Consider the following 18,249-nt stretch of genomic DNA (forward strand, 5'->3'; position numbering starts at 1 on the left):
CAGATGATCATACCGCGGTGGCCCGCGCCGGGTCTGGTCGCCGAATCAGGGCTTCATAATGCTGGCCGGTATTGACGATATGCACCACGCGCGCATTTTCCGCCTGCGAACCAAGCTGTTCGGTAAATTCCTGACCGGCGGCAAAACTGTGGTTAACCACCCGTAATGGGCGTTCTCCCTGTGCCAGCAAATCGTTATTGATCATATTGATCAACGCGGCGGCGGCGCCCTGAACCTGCTCCCCATGGTTGCCAAAGGCCATATAGCCGTCATCAGTAAAACCGCTGGGATGATACTCCCAGCCAAAATAGCGCAGCCATTGTCGATAGTTATTTGCCGCTCTGGCGATATGGGCATTGATAGCCGGATTATGCAGCCAGTAATAGCCCGTGGCATGCTGCAGTAGCGCAATCAGCAGACAGTTGGCGTATCCGTCTCCGGTTGAAGAATTGTTCGGAATACGCTGGAATCCCTGATTCCTCAGTTGCCAGTCGATAAACGCCGGATCGGTCCATTGGGCGCGCGCATAGTCGTTCTCGTACCGCGGATAAACCGTGACGGGGGTAACCAGCCAGGAGGTTAACCCGGGAGCTGGACGTAGTTCGCTGCCGGCGGTTTTGGCCGCCGGGTCGGGGGGGCCTTGATTACTGAGTAACTTCGTGGCTGCCGCTCCGGGCGGCGAAGGTTTATGGCGGCGCAGTTCTCTGCGTACCGCAGGAATCGACATTCCGCTGCGCCGCGACAGCTCAAGCACCGTGAGACTGGGGTGCATTCCTCGCAGCCGCAGCATAAACATTTCCTGCGTTTCATCATCATATCTGGCGTAATGCCCGGGGATATCGGATTGCTGAATCGTCATAATGGTGTGTTCCAGCTGCGACATCCGCGTGGTATAGAACTCCGGCTCCAGGCGTAAACTATTGACCAGCTCGCCCGTCAGCTTCGCGGCATCCGCGATCGGCAGTTGCGGCTCCAGTTCACGTTTTATGCGTTTAATCCAGCTGATATTGTCTTCCTGCGCGGCTGGCTGGTAAGCGCCCGGATGTTCTGAAGCCAGTATCCTCTGGATCCGCTCACCGACCGCGGTCATGGTGCGGATAAATTCCGGGATGTTCGGCAACATAGCGGGATCCACTTTCGCCAGGATGGAGATTTCCCGATTGGAAAGCTCCGGAAGTAATTTACGCAGCCTTCTTAACCAGACCACCAGCGATTCGGTTCCTCTTTTATAGAGGCTGGCTGCCGGCGAGGCCATCAGCTGCTGAATTTCCTGCGCCCGTGCGGAAAGCTGCCACGGGGTAAATGCCCAGTTATTTTCCAGGCTGCCGAGCGGCGCGTGGGTGAGGATCGAAGCATCCGCTGCGCTCAGTTGGGGGTGCCGTTCTTTGATCCACACGGCAAAGGCGAGGTTATTACGAAACCCCGCGCGCTGGTATTCGCCGGCGGCGATCTTTTTCTGCACCTCCCTGCCGCTGGCGGACAACGGCTGGGTAATAAATTCTGATACGTTGCGCAGATTACCGCGCCGTTCGCCGGTGATTAATAAGGCATCGGTGCGCGTTAAATCGCTAAACTGGTTTTTCAGTCGGCGGGCATGCTCACGGCGACTCTCATTCTGTTGTCGGGCGTAGTCGCTCCCCGCAGCGATGACTAATTTTTGCACCTTCAGACCTGCTTCTGACAGTTTCAGATCTCTCAGCTTAATCTTCTGCAGTAGCAGGCTGAGGTCCGCTCCGCTCAGACGGGCCAGATCGCGGTGGGTAATGCCGCTGGCCAGTCTGGCGAGGCGCTTTGCATGGTCGAGCGGCGTCTGGTCGGGTTCTTTTTTATACTGGCCGGAGATGATTCTCTCCCAGGTCGCTTCGCCAACCGGCGTCAGTCCGGCGGGGATATCGGGCTGGATAGTCACCGGCGCAGGCTGGCACTGCGCCGGTGCGGGCAAGCTGAGCGGCGTTTGCCTAATCCGGGTTAGGTTACTTACCAGCATGCGTTGCCGGGCAGCTGCCGGCGGGATGTCAGCCGGTGAGCCGGAGCAGCTGCGGTGGATACTGTTGGTCATCGTTGCCACTCCATGGCGATAAGGTTTATTGTGGATTGCCAGCCAGCCAGGCCCCGTCCGTTTTTTATCGCAGGCAGATGGCGAAAATTCAACCAAAATAGCGCCATTTGTCGCTGGCGCGTGGCGACGCTGAACGGCGAACCGATAACCAAAAGTAAGTAAATACTTTATGACAAACGGTTAAAGGTTATGGTCAAATCGATAGCGCGAACCTGCCGTATGCAGGTGTGTCCGGGCCGCATGGGACCAGCGATCCGCTTGTTTATCCGGTAATTGTTGCAGCGCACCAGATAATGTTGCTTTTTTGTAAACAGATTAACAAGCGAACGAAATCCTGATATGCTGGCCCTCGCGAAACCGGGCACCTTACCCTATGCAAAACCCGGACAAGGATTGTTACTCACGTCGACGTGAAAAAAGGTGGCCGGAAAGCCAAATACAATGAGAGCGAGGAGAACGTCGTGCTAGAAGAATACCGTAAGCACGTTGCCGAGCGTGCTGCCGAAGGGATTGTTCCTAAACCGTTAGATGCTTCCCAAATGGCCGCGCTGGTTGAACTGCTAAAAAACCCACCCGCAGGTGAAGAAGAATTCCTGTCCGATCTGTTAATTAATCGAGTGCCGCCAGGCGTTGATGAAGCGGCCTATGTGAAAGCCGGTTTCCTCGCGGCTATCGCCAAACGCGAAGCTACCTCTCCTCTGGTTACGCCTGAAAAAGCGGTAGAACTGCTGGGTACCATGCAGGGTGGTTATAATATCCATCCGCTGATCGATGCCCTCGATGATGAAAGCCTGGCGCCGATTGCTGCCAAAGCGTTATCCCACACGCTGCTGATGTTTGACAGCTTCTACGACGTTGAAGAGAAAGCCAAAGCTGGCAACCCGCATGCCCGCCAGGTAGTACAATCCTGGGCTGATGCCGACTGGTATCTCTCGCGTCCGCCGCTGGCTGAAAAGATTACCGTTACCGTATTTAAAGTCACCGGTGAAACCAATACCGATGACCTCTCCCCGGCGCCCGATGCCTGGTCTCGCCCGGATATTCCGCTGCATGCGCTGGCAATGCTGAAAAATGCCCGTGAAGGTATCGAACCCGACGATGCTGGCAACGTCGGCCCGATTAAGCAGCTCGATGCGCTCAATACTAAAGGTTTCCCTCTCGCTTACGTCGGTGACGTGGTGGGTACCGGTTCATCACGTAAATCCGCCACCAACTCGGTGCTGTGGTTTATGGGCGATGACCTGCCGTTTGTGCCAAACAAGAAGGGCGGCGGTGTGGTGCTGGGCGGTAAAATTGCGCCAATCTTCTTCAACACGATGGAAGATGCCGGTGCGCTGCCAATTGAAGTCGATGTCGACAAGCTGAACACTGGCGACGTGATCGATATCTGGCCGTACCAAGGCGAGCTGCGTAACCATGACACCAATGAGTTGCTGGCAAACTTCGAACTGAAAACCGAAGTGCTGCTGGACGAAGTGCGTGCCGGTGGCCGTATACCGTTAATTATCGGTCGCGGTCTGACCACTAAAGCCCGTGAATCACTGGGTCTGCCGGTGAGTGAAGTATTCCGTGTGGCGAAAGATGTGGCCGAGAGCAGCCGCGGCTACTCGCTGGCGCAGAAAATGGTCGGTCGCGCCTGTGGTACGGCTGGCGTACGTCCTGGTCAGTATTGCGAACCTAAAATGACTTCAGTCGGTTCGCAGGATACTACCGGTCCGATGACGCGTGATGAGCTGAAAGACCTCGCTTGCCTCGGTTTCTCTGCGGACCTGGTGATGCAGTCATTCTGCCACACCGCAGCCTATCCGAAGCCGGTTGACGTCAGCACCCACCATACGCTGCCAGACTTTATTATGAACCGTGGCGGTGTTTCACTGCGCCCGGGCGACGGGATTATCCACAGCTGGCTGAACCGTATGCTGCTGCCGGATACCGTTGGTACCGGTGGCGACTCCCATACCCGTTTCCCGATTGGTATCTCATTCCCGGCGGGTTCCGGTCTGGTGGCATTTGCCGCCGCCACCGGCGTGATGCCGCTGGATATGCCGGAATCGGTACTGGTGCGTTTTAAAGGGAAAATGCAGCCGGGCATCACCCTGCGCGATCTGGTGCATGCGATCCCGCTGTATGCGATCAAAGCGGGTCTGCTGACCGTGGAGAAAAAAGGGAAGAAAAACATCTTCTCTGGCCGCATTCTCGAAATCGAAGGTTTGCCGGATCTGAAAGTTGAGCAGGCATTTGAGCTGTCCGATGCGTCCGCCGAGCGTTCTGCTGCCGGCTGTACCATTAAGCTCGACAAAGCGCCGATTATCGAATACCTGAACTCCAACATTGTGCTGCTGAAGTGGATGATCTCCGAAGGCTATGGCGATCGTCGTACGCTGGAGCGCCGTGTCCAGGGCATGCAGAAATGGCTGGAAGATCCACAGTTGCTGGAAGGCGATGCCGATGCGGAATACGCCGCGGTGATCGATATCGATCTGGCGGATATCAAAGAGCCGATCCTTTGCGCGCCCAACGATCCTGACGATGCGCGTCTGCTGTCTGAGGTTCAGGGTGAGAAGATCGATGAGGTGTTTATCGGTTCCTGTATGACCAACATTGGCCATTTCCGTGCCGCCGGTAAACTGCTGGACGCCCATAAAGGCCAGTTGCCAACCCGTCTGTGGGTGGCGCCGCCAACCAAGATGGATGCGGCGCAGCTGACCGAAGAGGGTTACTACAGCGTGTTTGGTAAGAGCGGTGCGCGCGTTGAGATCCCCGGATGTTCACTCTGCATGGGTAACCAGGCGCGTGTCTCCGATGGCTCAACGGTGGTTTCCACCTCGACCCGTAACTTCCCGAACCGTTTAGGTAACGGCGCTAACGTCTATCTGGCGTCAGCGGAGCTGGCGGCGATTGCTTCACTGCTTGGCAAGCTGCCGACGCCGGAAGAGTACCAGCAGTTTATGGCGCAGGTGGATAAGACGGCGGTAGATACCTATCGTTATCTGAACTTTGACCAGCTGGGCCAGTACACTGATAAAGCTGATGGTGTGATTTTCCAGACCGCGGTTTAATCCTGTTATGCTCTCCCCCACTTGTTGGGGGAGAGCATAAGTTCAAACCATCATCTTGCGTAAAAATCCCAGCTGACTCTCCTGCTGTAAATTCCCCAGTCGTTGCCAGATCTCTTCAAAACCGCGTAACCGTCCGCAACAATCGGCAAATTTTTGCTGCTTATCTGTCGCACTGAAAGGCTCCGTCAACGAACCTTTGGCACTCAGGCGTTGCGCGCTGAGCTGGCGGCCATCTTTCAGCATAATAGTGACAATATGCGGCAGATTGGGCTGTTCAGCTTCCTCGGCGGCACTCCAGCTGCTCATCGAAACCCGCGCCAGTTTTGCCGCATCGGCCTGCTGCCGCACCTGTTGCCGGGTAAAGTCAGCGACGCTGAGGGCGCCTTTTTCCAGCATGACCGCCACGCAGTAATTCATTGAGAAACGGGCCTGCATCTCATCCTGCGGCTGCTGATAGGCGAGGTTGCGCAGATTGGAGATGCCAACCTTAGTGGTTACCGATTCCACATCGCTGGCGCTGAACGCATGCAGCGCCTGCAGATCGGCAATGGCATCGAGAATGCGGTGCGTTGAGCCGCAGCAGGGGTGCTTTTTCGGCATTACGCCGACAGTTTCAATAATATGCAGCGGCTGCGTCAGCCAGCCCGCCATGCTTTCCGGCTGAAAACCGGCGCCGGCAAATAGCTGATAAAATCCCATTTCACCTTCAATAATATCCAGCCGGCCGGTCATCTCACTGGCTGCCAGCTGGGCAGCATCAATAGCATTACGTGCCGCCATCCCGGCATGAAACGGTTTCAGCGGGGTACCAAACTGCCCCTTTACTCCGCTGGCGAGGCTGACGGCGATGGTCAGTGCGCGGGCAATCCCGGCTTCATCAAGCCCTTTTAACCAGGCGACGCCGGCGGCGGTACCGATGCAGCCGATGGTCGACGTGCCGTGCCAGCCGGCCGTATAGTGGGCGCTGCTGACAACCTCGCCGATCAATGCCTGCGCCTGTAAACCGATCAGGTAAGCTTCAATCAGCGCGCGACCATCGCGCTGCTGTTCCAGCGCCACCGCCAGCAGCGCGGGTACCAGTACTGCCGAGGCGTGGCTCATGCCGGGGCCAAAGTTATCATCGTAATCAATGGCATGGGCAGCGGTACCATTCAGCAGGGCAATTATCGCCGCGGGCTGGCTCTCATAGTGCGCCCAGGCGTGCTGTACCGCCTGAGTGGAGAAATCGTCGCGCCCGGCATACAGACAGGCCAGGGTATCGCTAATTGCGTCTCTGGCCAGCTGACTGGCGCGGGCGCTGAACGTCGGGTGGCGCACGCACCAGGCGGCAATGGTTTCAATTACGGTCATACAACACCTCCGGCGGCAGATTCATCCAGTAACAACTGCAATAATTTCCCAATCTGAAAACGGTTCACTTCGCGGGCGGGCTGGTCGGTATCGACGCGATGCACCACCACCATATCCAGTGTTGGCAGTACCAGACAGAAATGGCCGCCAGCGCCGCGTGCGGAATAGCTGCCCGCAGGCAGCGTCGCCTCCGGCCAGGCGATGCCGTCGCGCGTTACCCACCACATATAGCCGTAGGCACCCCGATCGCCGGCGTGTGAAATCGGCGCGGTACTGGTTTTCACCCAGGCCGATGGGATCACGCTGTTGCCCTGCCACTGACCCTGCTGCAGAAACAGCTGGCCAAAGCGTGCCAGGTCGCGCGTTGACAGGCGAAACGGATAGGCGGCATGGTCAGACGCTGGACCCGGCTCCATCCAGCCATCCGGTTGCGGGCGGAAATCCTCCATTCCGATCGGGCGCGCAATTCGTTGATCGAACGCCTGATGAATATCTTCGCCGGTCAGTTGTCGCCAGGCGCTGCCAAGGGCATTAAAATCCCAGTTGTTGTAGCACCAGTTTTCACCTGGCGCGTGGCGGTGGCGCGCGGGTTTAATCCGTTTCATCCAGGCGGTCTCATAATTTGCCGGATGATAGATGCCGGAGCGCGCAGTGAGCAGATCATAGAGACAGGCCTGTTTTTCCACCTGCGACAGGCCGTCGCGATCATCAATGCCCAGTTCCTGCAGCGTCAGCGACAGATCGAAACGATCTTCCGCTACGGCGATACCGGTCAGCGCGCTAAGAAAGCTTTTGCGCATTGAGTGGCACTGATAGCGCTGGCTGAGATCGCCAGTGGCAAATACGCATTCACCGTGTTGCACTACCATCATCGCATCGGTATTGATCGTCGGCAGATAACGACGCAGTTTGCTAAACATGCTTCAACTCTCTCCTTAGCATTCACTGGCGGCGAGAAAACGCCGGGTATAGTCTTCGCGCGCATTCCCCTGGCGCAGGGCATCGGCGCTGAGCTCTTCCAGCAGCAGCCCCTGATGCATAATCGCCACCCGCTGACACAGATGGGTCACGACCGCCAGATCGTGCGTCACCATCAGATAGGTCAGATTGCGCTGTTGGCGCATGCTGACCAGCAAATTGAGGATTTCCGCCTGTACCGAGACATCGAGCGCCGAGGTGGGCTCATCCAGCAGCAGTACCGATGGTTCGATAATCAGCGCGCGCGCAATGGCCACGCGCTGGCGCTGACCACCGGAAAGCTGATGCGGGTAGCGATAACGAAAGGCATCACTCAGGCCGACGGCATGCAGTACCTCGCTGATGCGTGATTCGTGGCGATCGAGGCCGTGCAGTTGCAACGGCTCGCGCAGCGCATTCCACACCATCTTGCGTGGATGCAGCGAGGCGTAAGGATCCTGAAATACCATCTGCACCTGGCGATAAAAATCTTTATCGCGCACCGGCCGCTGCTCTTTGTTATCAAACAGAATTGCCCCCTGGTAGTCGCTGTTCAGACCGGCGAGGGCGCGCAGAATGGTGGATTTACCACAACCGGACTCACCAATCAGGCCGTAGCTTTCACCGCTGGCGAGGGTGAAGCTGACGTCGCTGACCACCTGGCGTCGCTGGCTGCCGTGGCCAAAGGCGATATTCAGATTAACCGCTTCGACACTGCGGAGTTGCGTGGGGATCGGGGTTAGGTTCATAAGACGACCCCATTACGCCAGGCAGGACCGTGCAGCCAGGCAGGGTCGCGGGTCGGGACACTGAGGGTTTCCACCGGCTGATGCAGCCGCGGCTGACTGGCGAGCAGCGCGCGGGTATAGGGATGACAGGCATGCTGCAGCCGATCGGCGCGGATCTCCTCCACCACCCGTCCGGCATACATCACCAGCACCCGGTCGCAGAAGCGTGACACCAGGTTAAGATCGTGGGTAATAAACAGCATGCCGGTATTACGGCGCGCCAGCAGTTCGTCAAGGATACTGAGCACCTGCTGACGCACGGTGACGTCCAGCGCCGAAGTCGGTTCATCAGCGATAATCAGGTCCGGTTCCGGGATCAGCATCATGGCTATCATTACCCGCTGCCCCATGCCGCCGGAAATTTCGTGCGGATAGAGCTGATAGACTTTTTCCACTTCGCGAATATGTACCGATTCCAGCATCGCCAGCGCCCGCTCGCGCGCCACGCTTCTGCTGGCCTGGCTATGCAGGCGATACGCTTCGCTAATCTGCTCGCCGATGCGCATCAGCGGATTCAGCGAAAATTTGGGGTCCTGCAAAATCATTGAAATGCGCCCGCCGCGAATGGTGCGCATCTGCTTTTCACTGGCAGCCAGCAGATCGATGGCGCCGAACTGCATTTTATCCGCCGTCACACGGCCAATTTTGGGGGTCAGCTTCAGCAGCGCGCGGCAGGTTTGTGATTTCCCCGATCCGGACTCGCCGACAATCCCCAGCTTTTCCCGTCCGACATGGAAAGAGACGTTGCGCACCGCGTGGTGATCCTGATGTGCGCCCTTAAAGATAATATTCAGGTTTTCCACCTGCAGCAGGGTGTCATTCATGACGGAGATCCATTACGTCGCGCAGGCCGTCACCGAGCAGGTTAAAGGCCAGACTGGTAAAAAGAATCGCTAAACCGGGGATGGCGGCAATCCAGCCATTGTTCAGCATAAATTCGCGCCCGGAGGCCAGCATCGCGCCCCATTCCGGACTCGGCGCCTGCGCGCCGAGTCCGAGAAAGCCAAGCCCGGCGGCGGTAAGAATAATCGCCGCCATATTTAGCGTGACGCGCACCACCACCGACGGCAGGCACATCGGCATGATATGGCGCAGAATAATGTGCCAGCAGGTCGCCCCCTGTAGCCGTACCGCCGCGATATAATCCATCTTGCGGATCGACAGGGTTTCCGCGCGCGCCAGACGGGCAATCGGCGGCCAGGAGGAGAGAGAAATGGCGATAATCGCGTTATCAATGCCCGGACCCAGTGCGGCGACAAACGCCAGTGCCAGAATCAGGCTGGGGAAGGCGAGGAATATATCCACCAGGCGCATCAGCACGGTATCCGCCCAGCCGCCAAGATAACCGGCGGTGGTGCCGATAATCAGGCCGAGTGGGGTGATGATCAGCGCGGTCAGTCCGGCGATATACAGAGTGATGCGCGCGCCATGCAGCAGACGGCTGTAGATATCGCGTCCCAGCTCATCAGTGCCGAGCCAGTGTTGAGCATCGGGTGGCTGCAGACGATTTGCCAGGTTCTGCGTATAGATATCGTGGGTGCTAAGCCAGGGCGCGAACAGCGCCGCCGCCAGCACAATCAGCAGTACCACCAGACCAAACAGCGCGGAGTGGTTGGCGCAAAAGCGCAGCCACTGTAGCCACAGCTGCTGCATCCGCGCCTGAAACGGCGAGGCGGGGACCGGCGCGCTGAGCCAGCTGCGCAGTGCTGAACGCCGCCGTGCCGGCAGCGATTTATTTACCGAATCGGTCATTGTCCCTCCTGACGCGTGCGCGGGTCGAAAATACGGTAGAGCAGGTCGCAAATCAGATTGAGCAGGACAAAAATACCGCCGATCAGCAGCGTGCAGCCGACCACCGCATTCATATCGCCAGCCAGCAGCGCATTGGTGAGGTAGCGGCCAAAGCCGGGCCAGGCAAACACCGTTTCGGTCAGCACCGCGCCTTCCAGCAGCCAGGCCCAGGAGAGCGCCACTACGGTTAAGGTTGGCACCGCCACATTACGCAACGCGTGGATCCAGACGCAGCGCGCCCAGGAGAGCCCTTTGACGCGGGCGGTGATGATATATTCCTGTGAAAGCTGCTCAATCATAAAACTGCGTACCATGCGGCTGATATAAGCCAGTGAGCTGAGGCCAAGAATCGAGGCCGGCAGAATGATATGGCCGAAAACGTTCTTAAATACCTGCCACTTACCCGCCAGCAGGCTGTCAATCAGCCAGAAGCCGGTCACCGGCTGCAGATCGAATTCATAGATAAAGTCGATACGTCCCGGTCCGCCGATCCAGCCAAGTGAGGCATAGAACAGCAGCAGCCCCATCAGTCCGAGCCAGAAGTGCGGCGTGGAATAACTGAGTAAGCCGATAAAGCGCATCAGGTGATCGAACCATGAATTGCGGTACATGGCGGAGAGTACCCCCGCCGGAATACCGAGGCCGACGCCAATTATTGCCGCCAGCGTCGCCAGTTCCAGGGTGGCGGGAAACACGCGGGCGATATCCTGCGCCACCGGATGGCTGGTGGTTAGCGCAACGCCAAAGTCGAGATGCGCCAGTTGCCAGATATAATCAAGAAACTGTTTCCATAACGGCTGGTCCAGCCCCAGCTGACGGAACATCTGGTCGTACGCTTCCTGACCGGCGTTATCGCCGATCACCGCTACCACCGGGTCGATCGGCAACAGGCGGCCAATAAAGAAGGTCAATGCCGCCAGCCCCAGCAGCGTACAAAGGATGGAGACCGTGCCTTTCAGCAGCGCCCGCAGGCGGCGCCAGAGTGCTGAGGACTCCCGGGACAGGTGTTGGTGCGGATAGAGCTGCGACATTGGCGGCCTCCGTTATTTGCTCGCGGTGTTGTACCAGACGCGAAAACCATTCCAGGTCCAGTTTTTTACCGTCGGGCTGATGCCGGCGGTGTTGTACATCTGGAACATGATGGCCATCGGCCCTTTCTGCATCACTTCACGCTGCAGATCGGCGTACATGGCGCTGCGCTTGCTGTCGTCCGGCTCCAGCAGTGCGGCTTCTACGGCTTTATTCATCTGCGGGTCGTAGTAAGCGGCGCGCCAGCTTGGATATTGTGTCGCCCGCGCTTCTTTGCTGTTGTCCGGGTTAAATACCAGCCGTGAGGCGTTACCGTAGGCGTCCGGTACGGAGGTTTGCCACGCCATCATCACACTCTGGAATTCACGACCGCGGGCGCGGCTGAACAGCTGAGCATTAGCCATCCGTTCCAGCGTCAGTTTTACCCCGACTTTGGCGGCATTTTGCTGAATGCTCTGGGCGATCGGCGCCGAGTGCGGCAGGGTGCCGAAAAATACCGAAGAGGTGAAACCATCCGGGTAACCGGCTTCGGTCAGCAGTTGTTTGGCTTTGACCAGGTCGAGTTTGAATGGCTGTCCCTGTTTTTCATCCAGTGCGCCGAATGCGCCAAGCTGGGCAAAACTGGCGCGTGGCACGCCGAGGTAGGGCATCACGCTACTGGCAAGGCCGTCATAGTCGATCAGATAGCGCATCGCCAGACGCACTTTTTCATTTTTGAAAATCGGGTCTTCGTTGTTAAAACTCCAGAAGAACAGCTGTGGCTTCAGTGTCTTCTCAACTTTTACTTTGCCGCCCTGATCGAGGGTTTTCAGATCGTCTGCCGACAGGTCGCGGGCAATATCCACATCGCCCTGCGTTAGCAGCAGGCGCTGGGTACCGGTTTCCGCCACATGACGAATCAGAACGCGTTTCAGTTTCGGCTGTTGGCCCCAGTAATTTGCCGTCGCCTCTAACACCACCCCTTCACCCGCGTTCCAGCGCACCAGTTGATATGGCCCCACACAGGCGGTATGGGTGGAGAGATATTTATGACCAAAGTCGCCATCCACGGCCTGCTTCTCAAGCAGTTTGCGGTCGACCAGCGATGAGACGTTGTTGGCGGCAATCGCCTGCAACACCAGGTTGGTGGGGTAAGCTTTGTCGAAGGTCATTACCAGCGTGTGGTCATCGGTAGCGGTGATAGTCTGATCAACGTTTTCTTTGGTAAAACCGTACTCTTTAATGGCGGCGGCGTTGCCATAGCCCAGCTTAACCACCCGTTGTAATGACCAGGCCAGATCGCCGGCGGTGGCCGGCGATCCATCGGCGAACTTCATCTTGTTTTGCAGATGAAAGGTGATCTTTTTGCGATCGTCAGAGACATCCCAGCTCTGCGCCATATCCGGCACCACTTTTTTCTCATCCTTAACATCAAAATCGACCAGCGTGTCGCAGGTGTTGGTGTAAATTTCATTGGTCACCACTTCACCAATTTGTGCCGGATCCCAGGTACTGATGGCGTCGATATTCCACGCCATCACCAGAGAATCGGCTGGGGTGGCGGCCTGACCGGCCGCGCTAAAAGTACCCGCCAAAACCAGTGCGGCGGCAACAGAACTCAGTTTGGTCATGCTTATGGCTCCAGAGGAAAAAAGGATCAGATGCCAGCCGGACGCGGCTGAACCGGTGGTTTAACTTCAGCCGGGATCGGGCATTGATAAGGGGTCTCGCTAACCTGCTCGAAATGCGCTTTTTTCACCTGCGCCAGCAGGACTTTGTCGGTCAGTACATCAATGGCGGTCGAGGCCATCACCTTGGCAACGTGCGTCAGACCTTTATGGGCCGCCGGCATTTTCCCCTGCGCGGTCAGCTGCCACGAGTGGCCTGGGGTGGCAATAGCCATGGTGGGCACATGCGCCTGTACCGTCGGGATCACCCAACTGACATCGCCAACGTCGGTGGAGCCCATCATCACTTCGCCGTGGGTATCCAGCGGGATAATAAAGTCGCTGAGCGGTTGCGGGTTGGCCCGTTTAATGCCGGTTTTGCGGATATCGCTGGCGATCTCTTCCGCGCTCAGCGTCGCCTGAATCTCGGCGGCAAAGGCGAGGTCGGCGTCATCAAATTTCACCGTACCCAGCGCTTCAAGATTGCGCTGCATCGCCTCTTCCAGCGGGCGGTTGCCGAGCAGGTTGGAGACCGCGCTCATAATGCTGATCTCAACTTTGGTATCGGTCATCAGCGCGGCGCCCTGCGCCACGCGTTTTACCCGTTCGTTTAGATCGAACATCGCATGCACATCGCGCGCCCGGATGGCGTAACGCACTGCGGCTTTCGCCTGTACCACGTTTGGCGCAATGCCGCCGGAGTCGAGCATTGCGTAGTGGATCCGGGAATCCTGCGGCACATGTTCGCGCAGGTACTGTACGCCAACATTCATCAGCTCGGCGGCATCCAGCGCGCTGCGGCCGAGATGGGGCGAGGCGGCGGCATGAGAGGAACGACCGGTAAAGAAGAAGTCCATGCGCGTATTGGCAAGGGATTGCGCTTTCGCGACTTCGTGATGGGCGCTCGGGTGCCAGGTGATCGCCACGTCTACGCCATCAAAGGCGCCAGCGCGAGCCATAAACGATTTCGCCGCGCCGCCTTCTTCTGCCGGACAGCCATAGTAACGTACGCGCCCCGGAGTGCCGGTGGCGGCCAGCCACTCTTTCAGCGCCGTCGCGGCCAGCATTGCCGCCGAGCCTAACAGGTTATGGCCGCAGCCATGTCCCTGCCCGTTGCCCGGCAACGGCGACGGATAAGCCACGCCGGACTCCTGACTGAGGCCGGGCAGGGCATCGTATTCCCCGAGAATGGCAATAATCGGGCCGCCCGACCCGGCTTCGCCCATTACCGCCGTCGGGATATCGGCGATATTTTCGCTGACGCGAAAACCTTGCTGTTTGAGCATCGCGGTATGCTCGGCCACCGAGCGATATTCGGTATAACAGATTTCCGGCATCCCCCATACACGGTCGCTCAGCTCGCAGAATTCGGTTTTATGTTCATCCACCAACTTCCAGACTAACTCTTTGTTTTGCATTACGGTCCCCAGGAATCGTTGTCGGGTGAGAGGCGGGCGCAGGCGCGGCCCAGGACCTTCAGAATGCGCGTGGGCGCCGACAAAATGCCAATGAGCATTTCGCCTGCCCCATTCCAAAAACGCATAGTTTTAGCGACGATATCGCGACAGAGGGCGGAATCGATCCCGCCGCGCTGAACAGGTAACGGGCGGCATTAATCCCGCCCGTGGTGGGGGATCAGGCGGCGGAAACGCTGGTTTCCCCTTTGGCGCTGAGCCAGAAGGCTTCTTCCTGATGATTACGCAGATGGGGCTGACGATACAGACGGATATCCAGCGGCATATCCCAGTGGCGATCGCCGGCGCGTACCAGTATGCCGCGGCTAAATTCTTCCTGAACCAGGCTTTCCGGCAGCCAGGCGACGCCGCTGCCTGACAGCGCCATGGCTTTCAGGTTGATTGACATACCGTTCTCGTAGATGGTTGTCAGCGGCAATGGCTTGCGACTAAACATCTCCGCCAGCGCGTGGGCGAAGAAAGTGTGATGTCCGTAGCTGAGGTACGGGATCGGATCGCGCCCAAAGCCGATAGGATAGAGCGGTTTGCCGTCGCTGTCGGGACGACACACTGCTATAGCACGTTCGGTACCCAGCCGCAGCATCGGAAAACTGCTTAGCTGCTGGATCAATGAGACGGAATCATGGGCGTAGGTCAGCAGAAAATCGGTTTCACCGCTATGTAACAAGGTGATGAGTTCGGAAAAGGTCGGTTTTTGATCGCATAACCGAATATAGCCCAGCGGTTGCTGCAGGCTGATCTGTTTGATCCAGTCAGGGAAAAAGGTTAACGACAGGGTATTCAGCATGGCGAAGCGCATCACTGCGGTACGCTGGCTATAGCGCAGATGCATATCATTACGCAGGTGCGACATGGCAAAAACGGTTTCACTGGCGGTAGCGAGAAACGCCTGTCCCTCAGGCGTGAGCGTTACCGGATAGGTTTTACGATCAAATAGCGGCACGCCGAGCCAGTCTTCCAGCTGACGGATACGACGGCTTAGAGCGGACTGGGTGATATGACGTTCCTCTGCCGCCCGGGTAAAGCTATAACAACGGGTTACACTGAGAAAATCTTCGAACCATTTCAGTTCCATAATAAAGGCCTCTGTCTGGACGAAAGGAGTGATGTGTTCAGCCGATCTGTAAACATCACGCAAAAAACGCGCCACAGTGTTAAATGGACCGGAAATCTCTTTTTTTCGCCTCACAGGCTGCGATAATGCCAGCCAGCACACATTCATAACGCACGCTGTGCGGAAAATGCACTACAGCAGTGCGTGACTGAGCCGCCAGGCTTGCAGAGGAAAGTACGATGGAATATGAATTTTTACGTGACGTCACCGGCGTGGTGAAGGTGCGTATGTCGATGGATCATGAAGCCGTCGGCCACTGGTTTAATGAAGAAGTGAAAGAGAACCTCGCACTGCTGGATGAAGTAGAGGCGGCAGTGAAAGCGATTAAAGGCAGTGAACGCCAGTGGCAGCATGTCGGCCATGAGTACAGCCTGTGGATGGATGACGAAGAGATTATTATTCGCGCTAATCAGCTTAATTTCGACGACGACGGTCTGGAAGAGGGCATGAACTACTATGACGAAGAGAGCCTCTCTTTTTGCGGCGTTGAGGATTTTCTCGCCGTGATTGCCGCCTATCGACGATTTTTGCAGGGGAAATAAAGCCGGGGCGCTATGGCCGTTGCCCCCGGCGTCAGCAGATTGCTATACCGTGGCGATAGGTGTGGCTGGCGAACCCACCGCACCCGGTAACCGTAGCGGCGGCGCGGTTAATAAAAAGGCATGGCGCTGGTGGGCATGCAGCCAGTCGGCCAGCTCACTCAGGTGCCACAGTTCCCCCAGATAAGCCCCCAGCCGGAACAGGCAGAGATCGTGCAGCGGGTGCGAAGGATAGAAATCATCACTGAGCGGGTGTGCCGGCAGGATCTCTACCGCCGGATTATCGGCAATCAGCGCCACCACACCGCTGTCGACCACCCACTGTCTTAGCGCCGGATCGCTACCGTCAAGCCCGGCGAAATGTGAGCTTAGATAAGCCGCGTCAGGCTTCCCGGCCATTTGATACAGCGCTTCATCCATACCGGTGCGAAAACAGACCATATCGCCAGGGCGAATGGCAATGTTATCGGCGCGCAGGATCTGTTGCAGATGCTGAAAACCGAAAGCGATGCGTTCAATACCAAAATGTTTTTTGATATCAATCATTACCGCCCGTCCCTGCAGGCCATGCCGCGCCATATTTTCAATGCCCAGCGCTTTGGCGCCGAGATGGCTGCCATGTGAGCAGCCGCAGCCGGCGCGAAAATCGGTTTCGCCAACAATATCTACCCCGGCCTTATAGCCGTTGTAAAACACCATTTCCCGCTGGCCATTACCATAGACGTCAAACCACTGTCCCATATGGGCAAGGCTGTCCCACTGGGTGGAGTATTGCAGAGCCAGGGTAACGCTATCGTCGCAGATGATATCGCTAAGCCGGCCATCATCGCGCGAAAGCGGATAGGTCATATTAGGAAACTCACCACGCCGGGTGGCATTAAGCTGTGGTGGCTGACGGCGCGGGTTGAGCGCCGTACCGCCCGGCAGATCGAGCGGTAGCGACAGGCAGAAAGTATCGCCAGTAGTGACCTCGCGTATCCCTTCCAGCACTTTTTCCCGGGTTAACAGATTCAGCCGGCCCAGCTGATCGTCAGGGCCAAAATCTCCCCATGTGGACTGGGCCGGGCGTTGTGTCCAGCGTGACTGTTGCATCTTCTTTCCTCTTATTACGCGGCCTGCTGCATGGGTTTCACCGTCGGCAGCCAGAAACCGTAAATCAGTGCGCCAAACAGGCCGACAATCCCCGCCAGCACCAGTGGAATTACAAATGAGTGCGTAAACTGCATCAACACCCCGATCAAAATTGGCGAGATGATGCCTGCCAGATTGGCCGCCATATTCTGAATACCGCCGATGGTGGCGACGTTCGCACGATTCGCCGCGACATCTGAAGGCAGCGCCCAGAGTGCCGCCGAGGCGAAAGTGGCGGCAAAGTTGGCGAAACAGAGTGCTGAGAGCGCCAGCGTAACGGTGGGAGAAAAAGCAGCGAGGCCGATCACTGCACTCCCCAGCATGCCGCCGACCAGCGGAATTTTACGGGCGATGGTCAGTGATACACCGCGGCGCACCAGACCATCCGAGAGCAGGCCGCCACACCAGCCGCCGATGATCGCGGCAATACCCGGCAACATCCCCAGCAGGCCAAACTTCATCAGTGACAGATGAAAGGTTTCCACCAGGTAGGTTGGGAACCAGGTAAAGAAGAAATAGGAAACGAAATTGATGCAGAAAAAACCGGCCATCATCGCCTGCACGGTGCGCTGGCGTAGCAACTGGCGGATACTCATCGCTGCGCCGGTGTCCGGATCCTGATTCGCTTCGATAAATTCCACTTCTTCGCGGGATACGGTTTTATGTTCACGGGGATCGCGATACCACAGATACCAGCTTATCGCCCAGATAATGGCAATCACGCCAGAGATAACAAAGGTCATGCGCCAGCCAACCAGCGCAATCAGAAAAGAGATGATTGGGATCGCCAGGGTTCCGCCGATTTTACTGCCGTTATTGAATGTGGCGGCGGCAAAGCTGCGTTCCTGGCGGGGGAACCAGCGGGTTACCGTTGATGAACTTGCCGGATAGCAGGGGGCCTCTACGGCGCCGAGCGCAAAGCGAAAACCGACCAGTGCGCCGACGCTATTTGCCAGCCCGCAGGCGGCGGTAGCCAGGCCCCAACCGAAGCTGCTTAACGCAAAGGTGATGCGTGGCCCGATTTTATCGACCAGCCAGCCCCCGGGTAACTGAAATAAAACGTAGCTCCAGAAAAAGGCGGATAATAATAATCCGCTATCGGTGCTGGATAATTGTAGATCGTGGGACATAAATGGCATGGCTACGCTCATTGCCGCCCGATCGACATAGTTAATTGCGATACCGACAGAAAGGACGGTTAAAATAATAAAACGCATCTTTCCTTTTGCGGTTTTTTTATTCTCACTTGCCATCACGACACTATCATGTGAATTAAGCGACATTAACGCCTCCGGTGATTTTTTGTTTTTA

14 protein-coding genes are annotated in these 18,249 nt (G+C 57.2%); 2 read left to right on the plus strand and 12 right to left on the minus strand.

The features are described from left to right. Window positions 1-7: 7 nt before the first annotated feature. A complete protein-coding gene (locus JWF83_RS11250) occupies window positions 8-2,059 on the minus strand; it encodes a hypothetical protein (RefSeq protein WP_413650289.1) in 2,052 nt (683 codons plus the stop codon). A 461-nt stretch (window positions 2,060-2,520) separates the two neighbouring features. Between JWF83_RS11250 and acnB the strand changes: the two genes are divergently transcribed. After that, window positions 2,521-5,118: a bifunctional aconitate hydratase 2/2-methylisocitrate dehydratase gene (gene acnB, locus JWF83_RS11255; RefSeq protein WP_413650290.1), complete on the plus strand. Its 2,598-nt coding sequence runs from the start codon at window positions 2,521-2,523 to the stop codon at window positions 5,116-5,118. A 42-nt stretch (window positions 5,119-5,160) separates the two neighbouring features. Here the strand turns inward: acnB and JWF83_RS11260 are convergent, their stop codons facing one another. The 9 genes from JWF83_RS11260 to JWF83_RS11300 all read right to left on the minus strand — a co-directional run bounded on the left by JWF83_RS11260 (window position 5,161) and on the right by JWF83_RS11300 (window position 15,229). Further along, a complete protein-coding gene (locus JWF83_RS11260) occupies window positions 5,161-6,468 on the minus strand; it encodes an MmgE/PrpD family protein (RefSeq protein ID WP_413650291.1) in 1,308 nt (435 codons plus the stop codon). Beyond that, the gene (locus tag JWF83_RS11265; RefSeq protein ID WP_413650292.1) at window positions 6,465-7,388 is read right to left on the minus strand and encodes a serine hydrolase domain-containing protein; all 924 of its coding nucleotides are present in this window, start codon (window positions 7,386-7,388) and stop codon (window positions 6,465-6,467) included. Before JWF83_RS11265 ends, JWF83_RS11260 begins: the two co-directional genes overlap by 4 nt. A gap of 15 nt (window positions 7,389-7,403) precedes the next feature. Next, a complete protein-coding gene (locus JWF83_RS11270; protein ID WP_413650293.1) occupies window positions 7,404-8,174 on the minus strand; it encodes an ABC transporter ATP-binding protein in 771 nt (256 codons plus the stop codon). Continuing rightward, on the minus strand, window positions 8,171-9,037 hold the full coding sequence (locus JWF83_RS11275) for an ABC transporter ATP-binding protein (protein ID WP_413650294.1): 867 nt from the start codon (window positions 9,035-9,037) through the stop codon (window positions 8,171-8,173). Before JWF83_RS11275 ends, JWF83_RS11270 begins: the two co-directional genes overlap by 4 nt. Further along, on the minus strand, window positions 9,030-9,965 hold the full coding sequence (locus JWF83_RS11280; protein WP_413650295.1) for an ABC transporter permease: 936 nt from the start codon (window positions 9,963-9,965) through the stop codon (window positions 9,030-9,032). Before JWF83_RS11280 ends, JWF83_RS11275 begins: the two co-directional genes overlap by 8 nt. After that, on the minus strand, window positions 9,962-11,035 hold the full coding sequence (locus JWF83_RS11285; RefSeq protein WP_413650296.1) for an ABC transporter permease: 1,074 nt from the start codon (window positions 11,033-11,035) through the stop codon (window positions 9,962-9,964). The genes JWF83_RS11280 and JWF83_RS11285 overlap by 4 nt, the downstream gene beginning before the upstream one ends. Before the next feature lie 12 nt (window positions 11,036-11,047). After that, entirely contained in the window at window positions 11,048-12,643 is a 1,596-nt protein-coding gene (locus JWF83_RS11290) for an ABC transporter substrate-binding protein (protein ID WP_413650297.1), read from the minus strand. A 26-nt stretch (window positions 12,644-12,669) separates the two neighbouring features. Further along, a complete protein-coding gene (locus JWF83_RS11295; protein WP_413650298.1) occupies window positions 12,670-14,097 on the minus strand; it encodes a M20 family metallopeptidase in 1,428 nt (475 codons plus the stop codon). 217 nt (window positions 14,098-14,314) lie between these two features. Then, a complete protein-coding gene (locus JWF83_RS11300) occupies window positions 14,315-15,229 on the minus strand; it encodes a LysR family transcriptional regulator (protein ID WP_413650299.1) in 915 nt (304 codons plus the stop codon). Between the two features lie 218 nt (window positions 15,230-15,447). Here JWF83_RS11300 and yacL point away from each other — a divergent pair, with 218 nt between their 5' ends. Next, window positions 15,448-15,810 (plus strand): protein YacL, encoded by a 363-nt coding sequence (yacL, locus tag JWF83_RS11305; protein WP_413650300.1) that lies wholly within the window; start codon window positions 15,448-15,450, stop codon window positions 15,808-15,810. Window positions 15,811-15,852: 42 nt separating this feature from the next. Here the strand turns inward: yacL and JWF83_RS11310 are convergent, their stop codons facing one another. Both JWF83_RS11310 and JWF83_RS11315 read right to left on the minus strand, forming a co-directional pair. Next, a complete protein-coding gene (locus JWF83_RS11310; RefSeq protein ID WP_413650301.1) occupies window positions 15,853-16,899 on the minus strand; it encodes a cyclase family protein in 1,047 nt (348 codons plus the stop codon). A gap of 14 nt (window positions 16,900-16,913) precedes the next feature. After that, a complete protein-coding gene (locus JWF83_RS11315; protein WP_413650302.1) occupies window positions 16,914-18,221 on the minus strand; it encodes an MFS transporter in 1,308 nt (435 codons plus the stop codon). Window positions 18,222-18,249 lie beyond the last annotated feature (28 nt).

The organism is Pantoea sp. B65 (genome assembly GCF_047308185.1).
Classification (GTDB): domain Bacteria; phylum Pseudomonadota; class Gammaproteobacteria; order Enterobacterales; family Enterobacteriaceae; genus Erwinia.

Excerpts from the sequence above, each read along its gene's own strand:
- JWF83_RS11250 (WP_413650289.1), bottom strand. The coding sequence starts at position 2,059 with ATGACCAACAGTATCCACCGCAGCTGCTCCGGCTCACCGGCTGACATC.
- JWF83_RS11260 (WP_413650291.1), bottom strand. The coding sequence starts at position 6,468 with ATGACCGTAATTGAAACCATTGCCGCCTGGTGCGTGCGCCACCCGACG.
- JWF83_RS11265 (WP_413650292.1), bottom strand. The coding sequence starts at position 7,388 with ATGTTTAGCAAACTGCGTCGTTATCTGCCGACGATCAATACCGATGCG.
- JWF83_RS11270 (WP_413650293.1), bottom strand. The coding sequence starts at position 8,174 with ATGAACCTAACCCCGATCCCCACGCAACTCCGCAGTGTCGAAGCGGTT.
- JWF83_RS11275 (WP_413650294.1), bottom strand. The coding sequence starts at position 9,037 with ATGAATGACACCCTGCTGCAGGTGGAAAACCTGAATATTATCTTTAAG.
- JWF83_RS11280 (WP_413650295.1), bottom strand. The coding sequence starts at position 9,965 with ATGACCGATTCGGTAAATAAATCGCTGCCGGCACGGCGGCGTTCAGCA.
- JWF83_RS11285 (WP_413650296.1), bottom strand. The coding sequence starts at position 11,035 with ATGTCGCAGCTCTATCCGCACCAACACCTGTCCCGGGAGTCCTCAGCA.
- JWF83_RS11290 (WP_413650297.1), bottom strand. The coding sequence starts at position 12,643 with ATGACCAAACTGAGTTCTGTTGCCGCCGCACTGGTTTTGGCGGGTACT.
- JWF83_RS11295 (WP_413650298.1), bottom strand. The coding sequence starts at position 14,097 with ATGCAAAACAAAGAGTTAGTCTGGAAGTTGGTGGATGAACATAAAACC.
- JWF83_RS11300 (WP_413650299.1), bottom strand. The coding sequence starts at position 15,229 with ATGGAACTGAAATGGTTCGAAGATTTTCTCAGTGTAACCCGTTGTTAT.
- yacL (WP_413650300.1), top strand. The coding sequence starts at position 15,448 with ATGGAATATGAATTTTTACGTGACGTCACCGGCGTGGTGAAGGTGCGT.
- JWF83_RS11310 (WP_413650301.1), bottom strand. The coding sequence starts at position 16,899 with ATGCAACAGTCACGCTGGACACAACGCCCGGCCCAGTCCACATGGGGA.
- JWF83_RS11315 (WP_413650302.1), bottom strand. The coding sequence starts at position 18,221 with ATGTCGCTTAATTCACATGATAGTGTCGTGATGGCAAGTGAGAATAAA.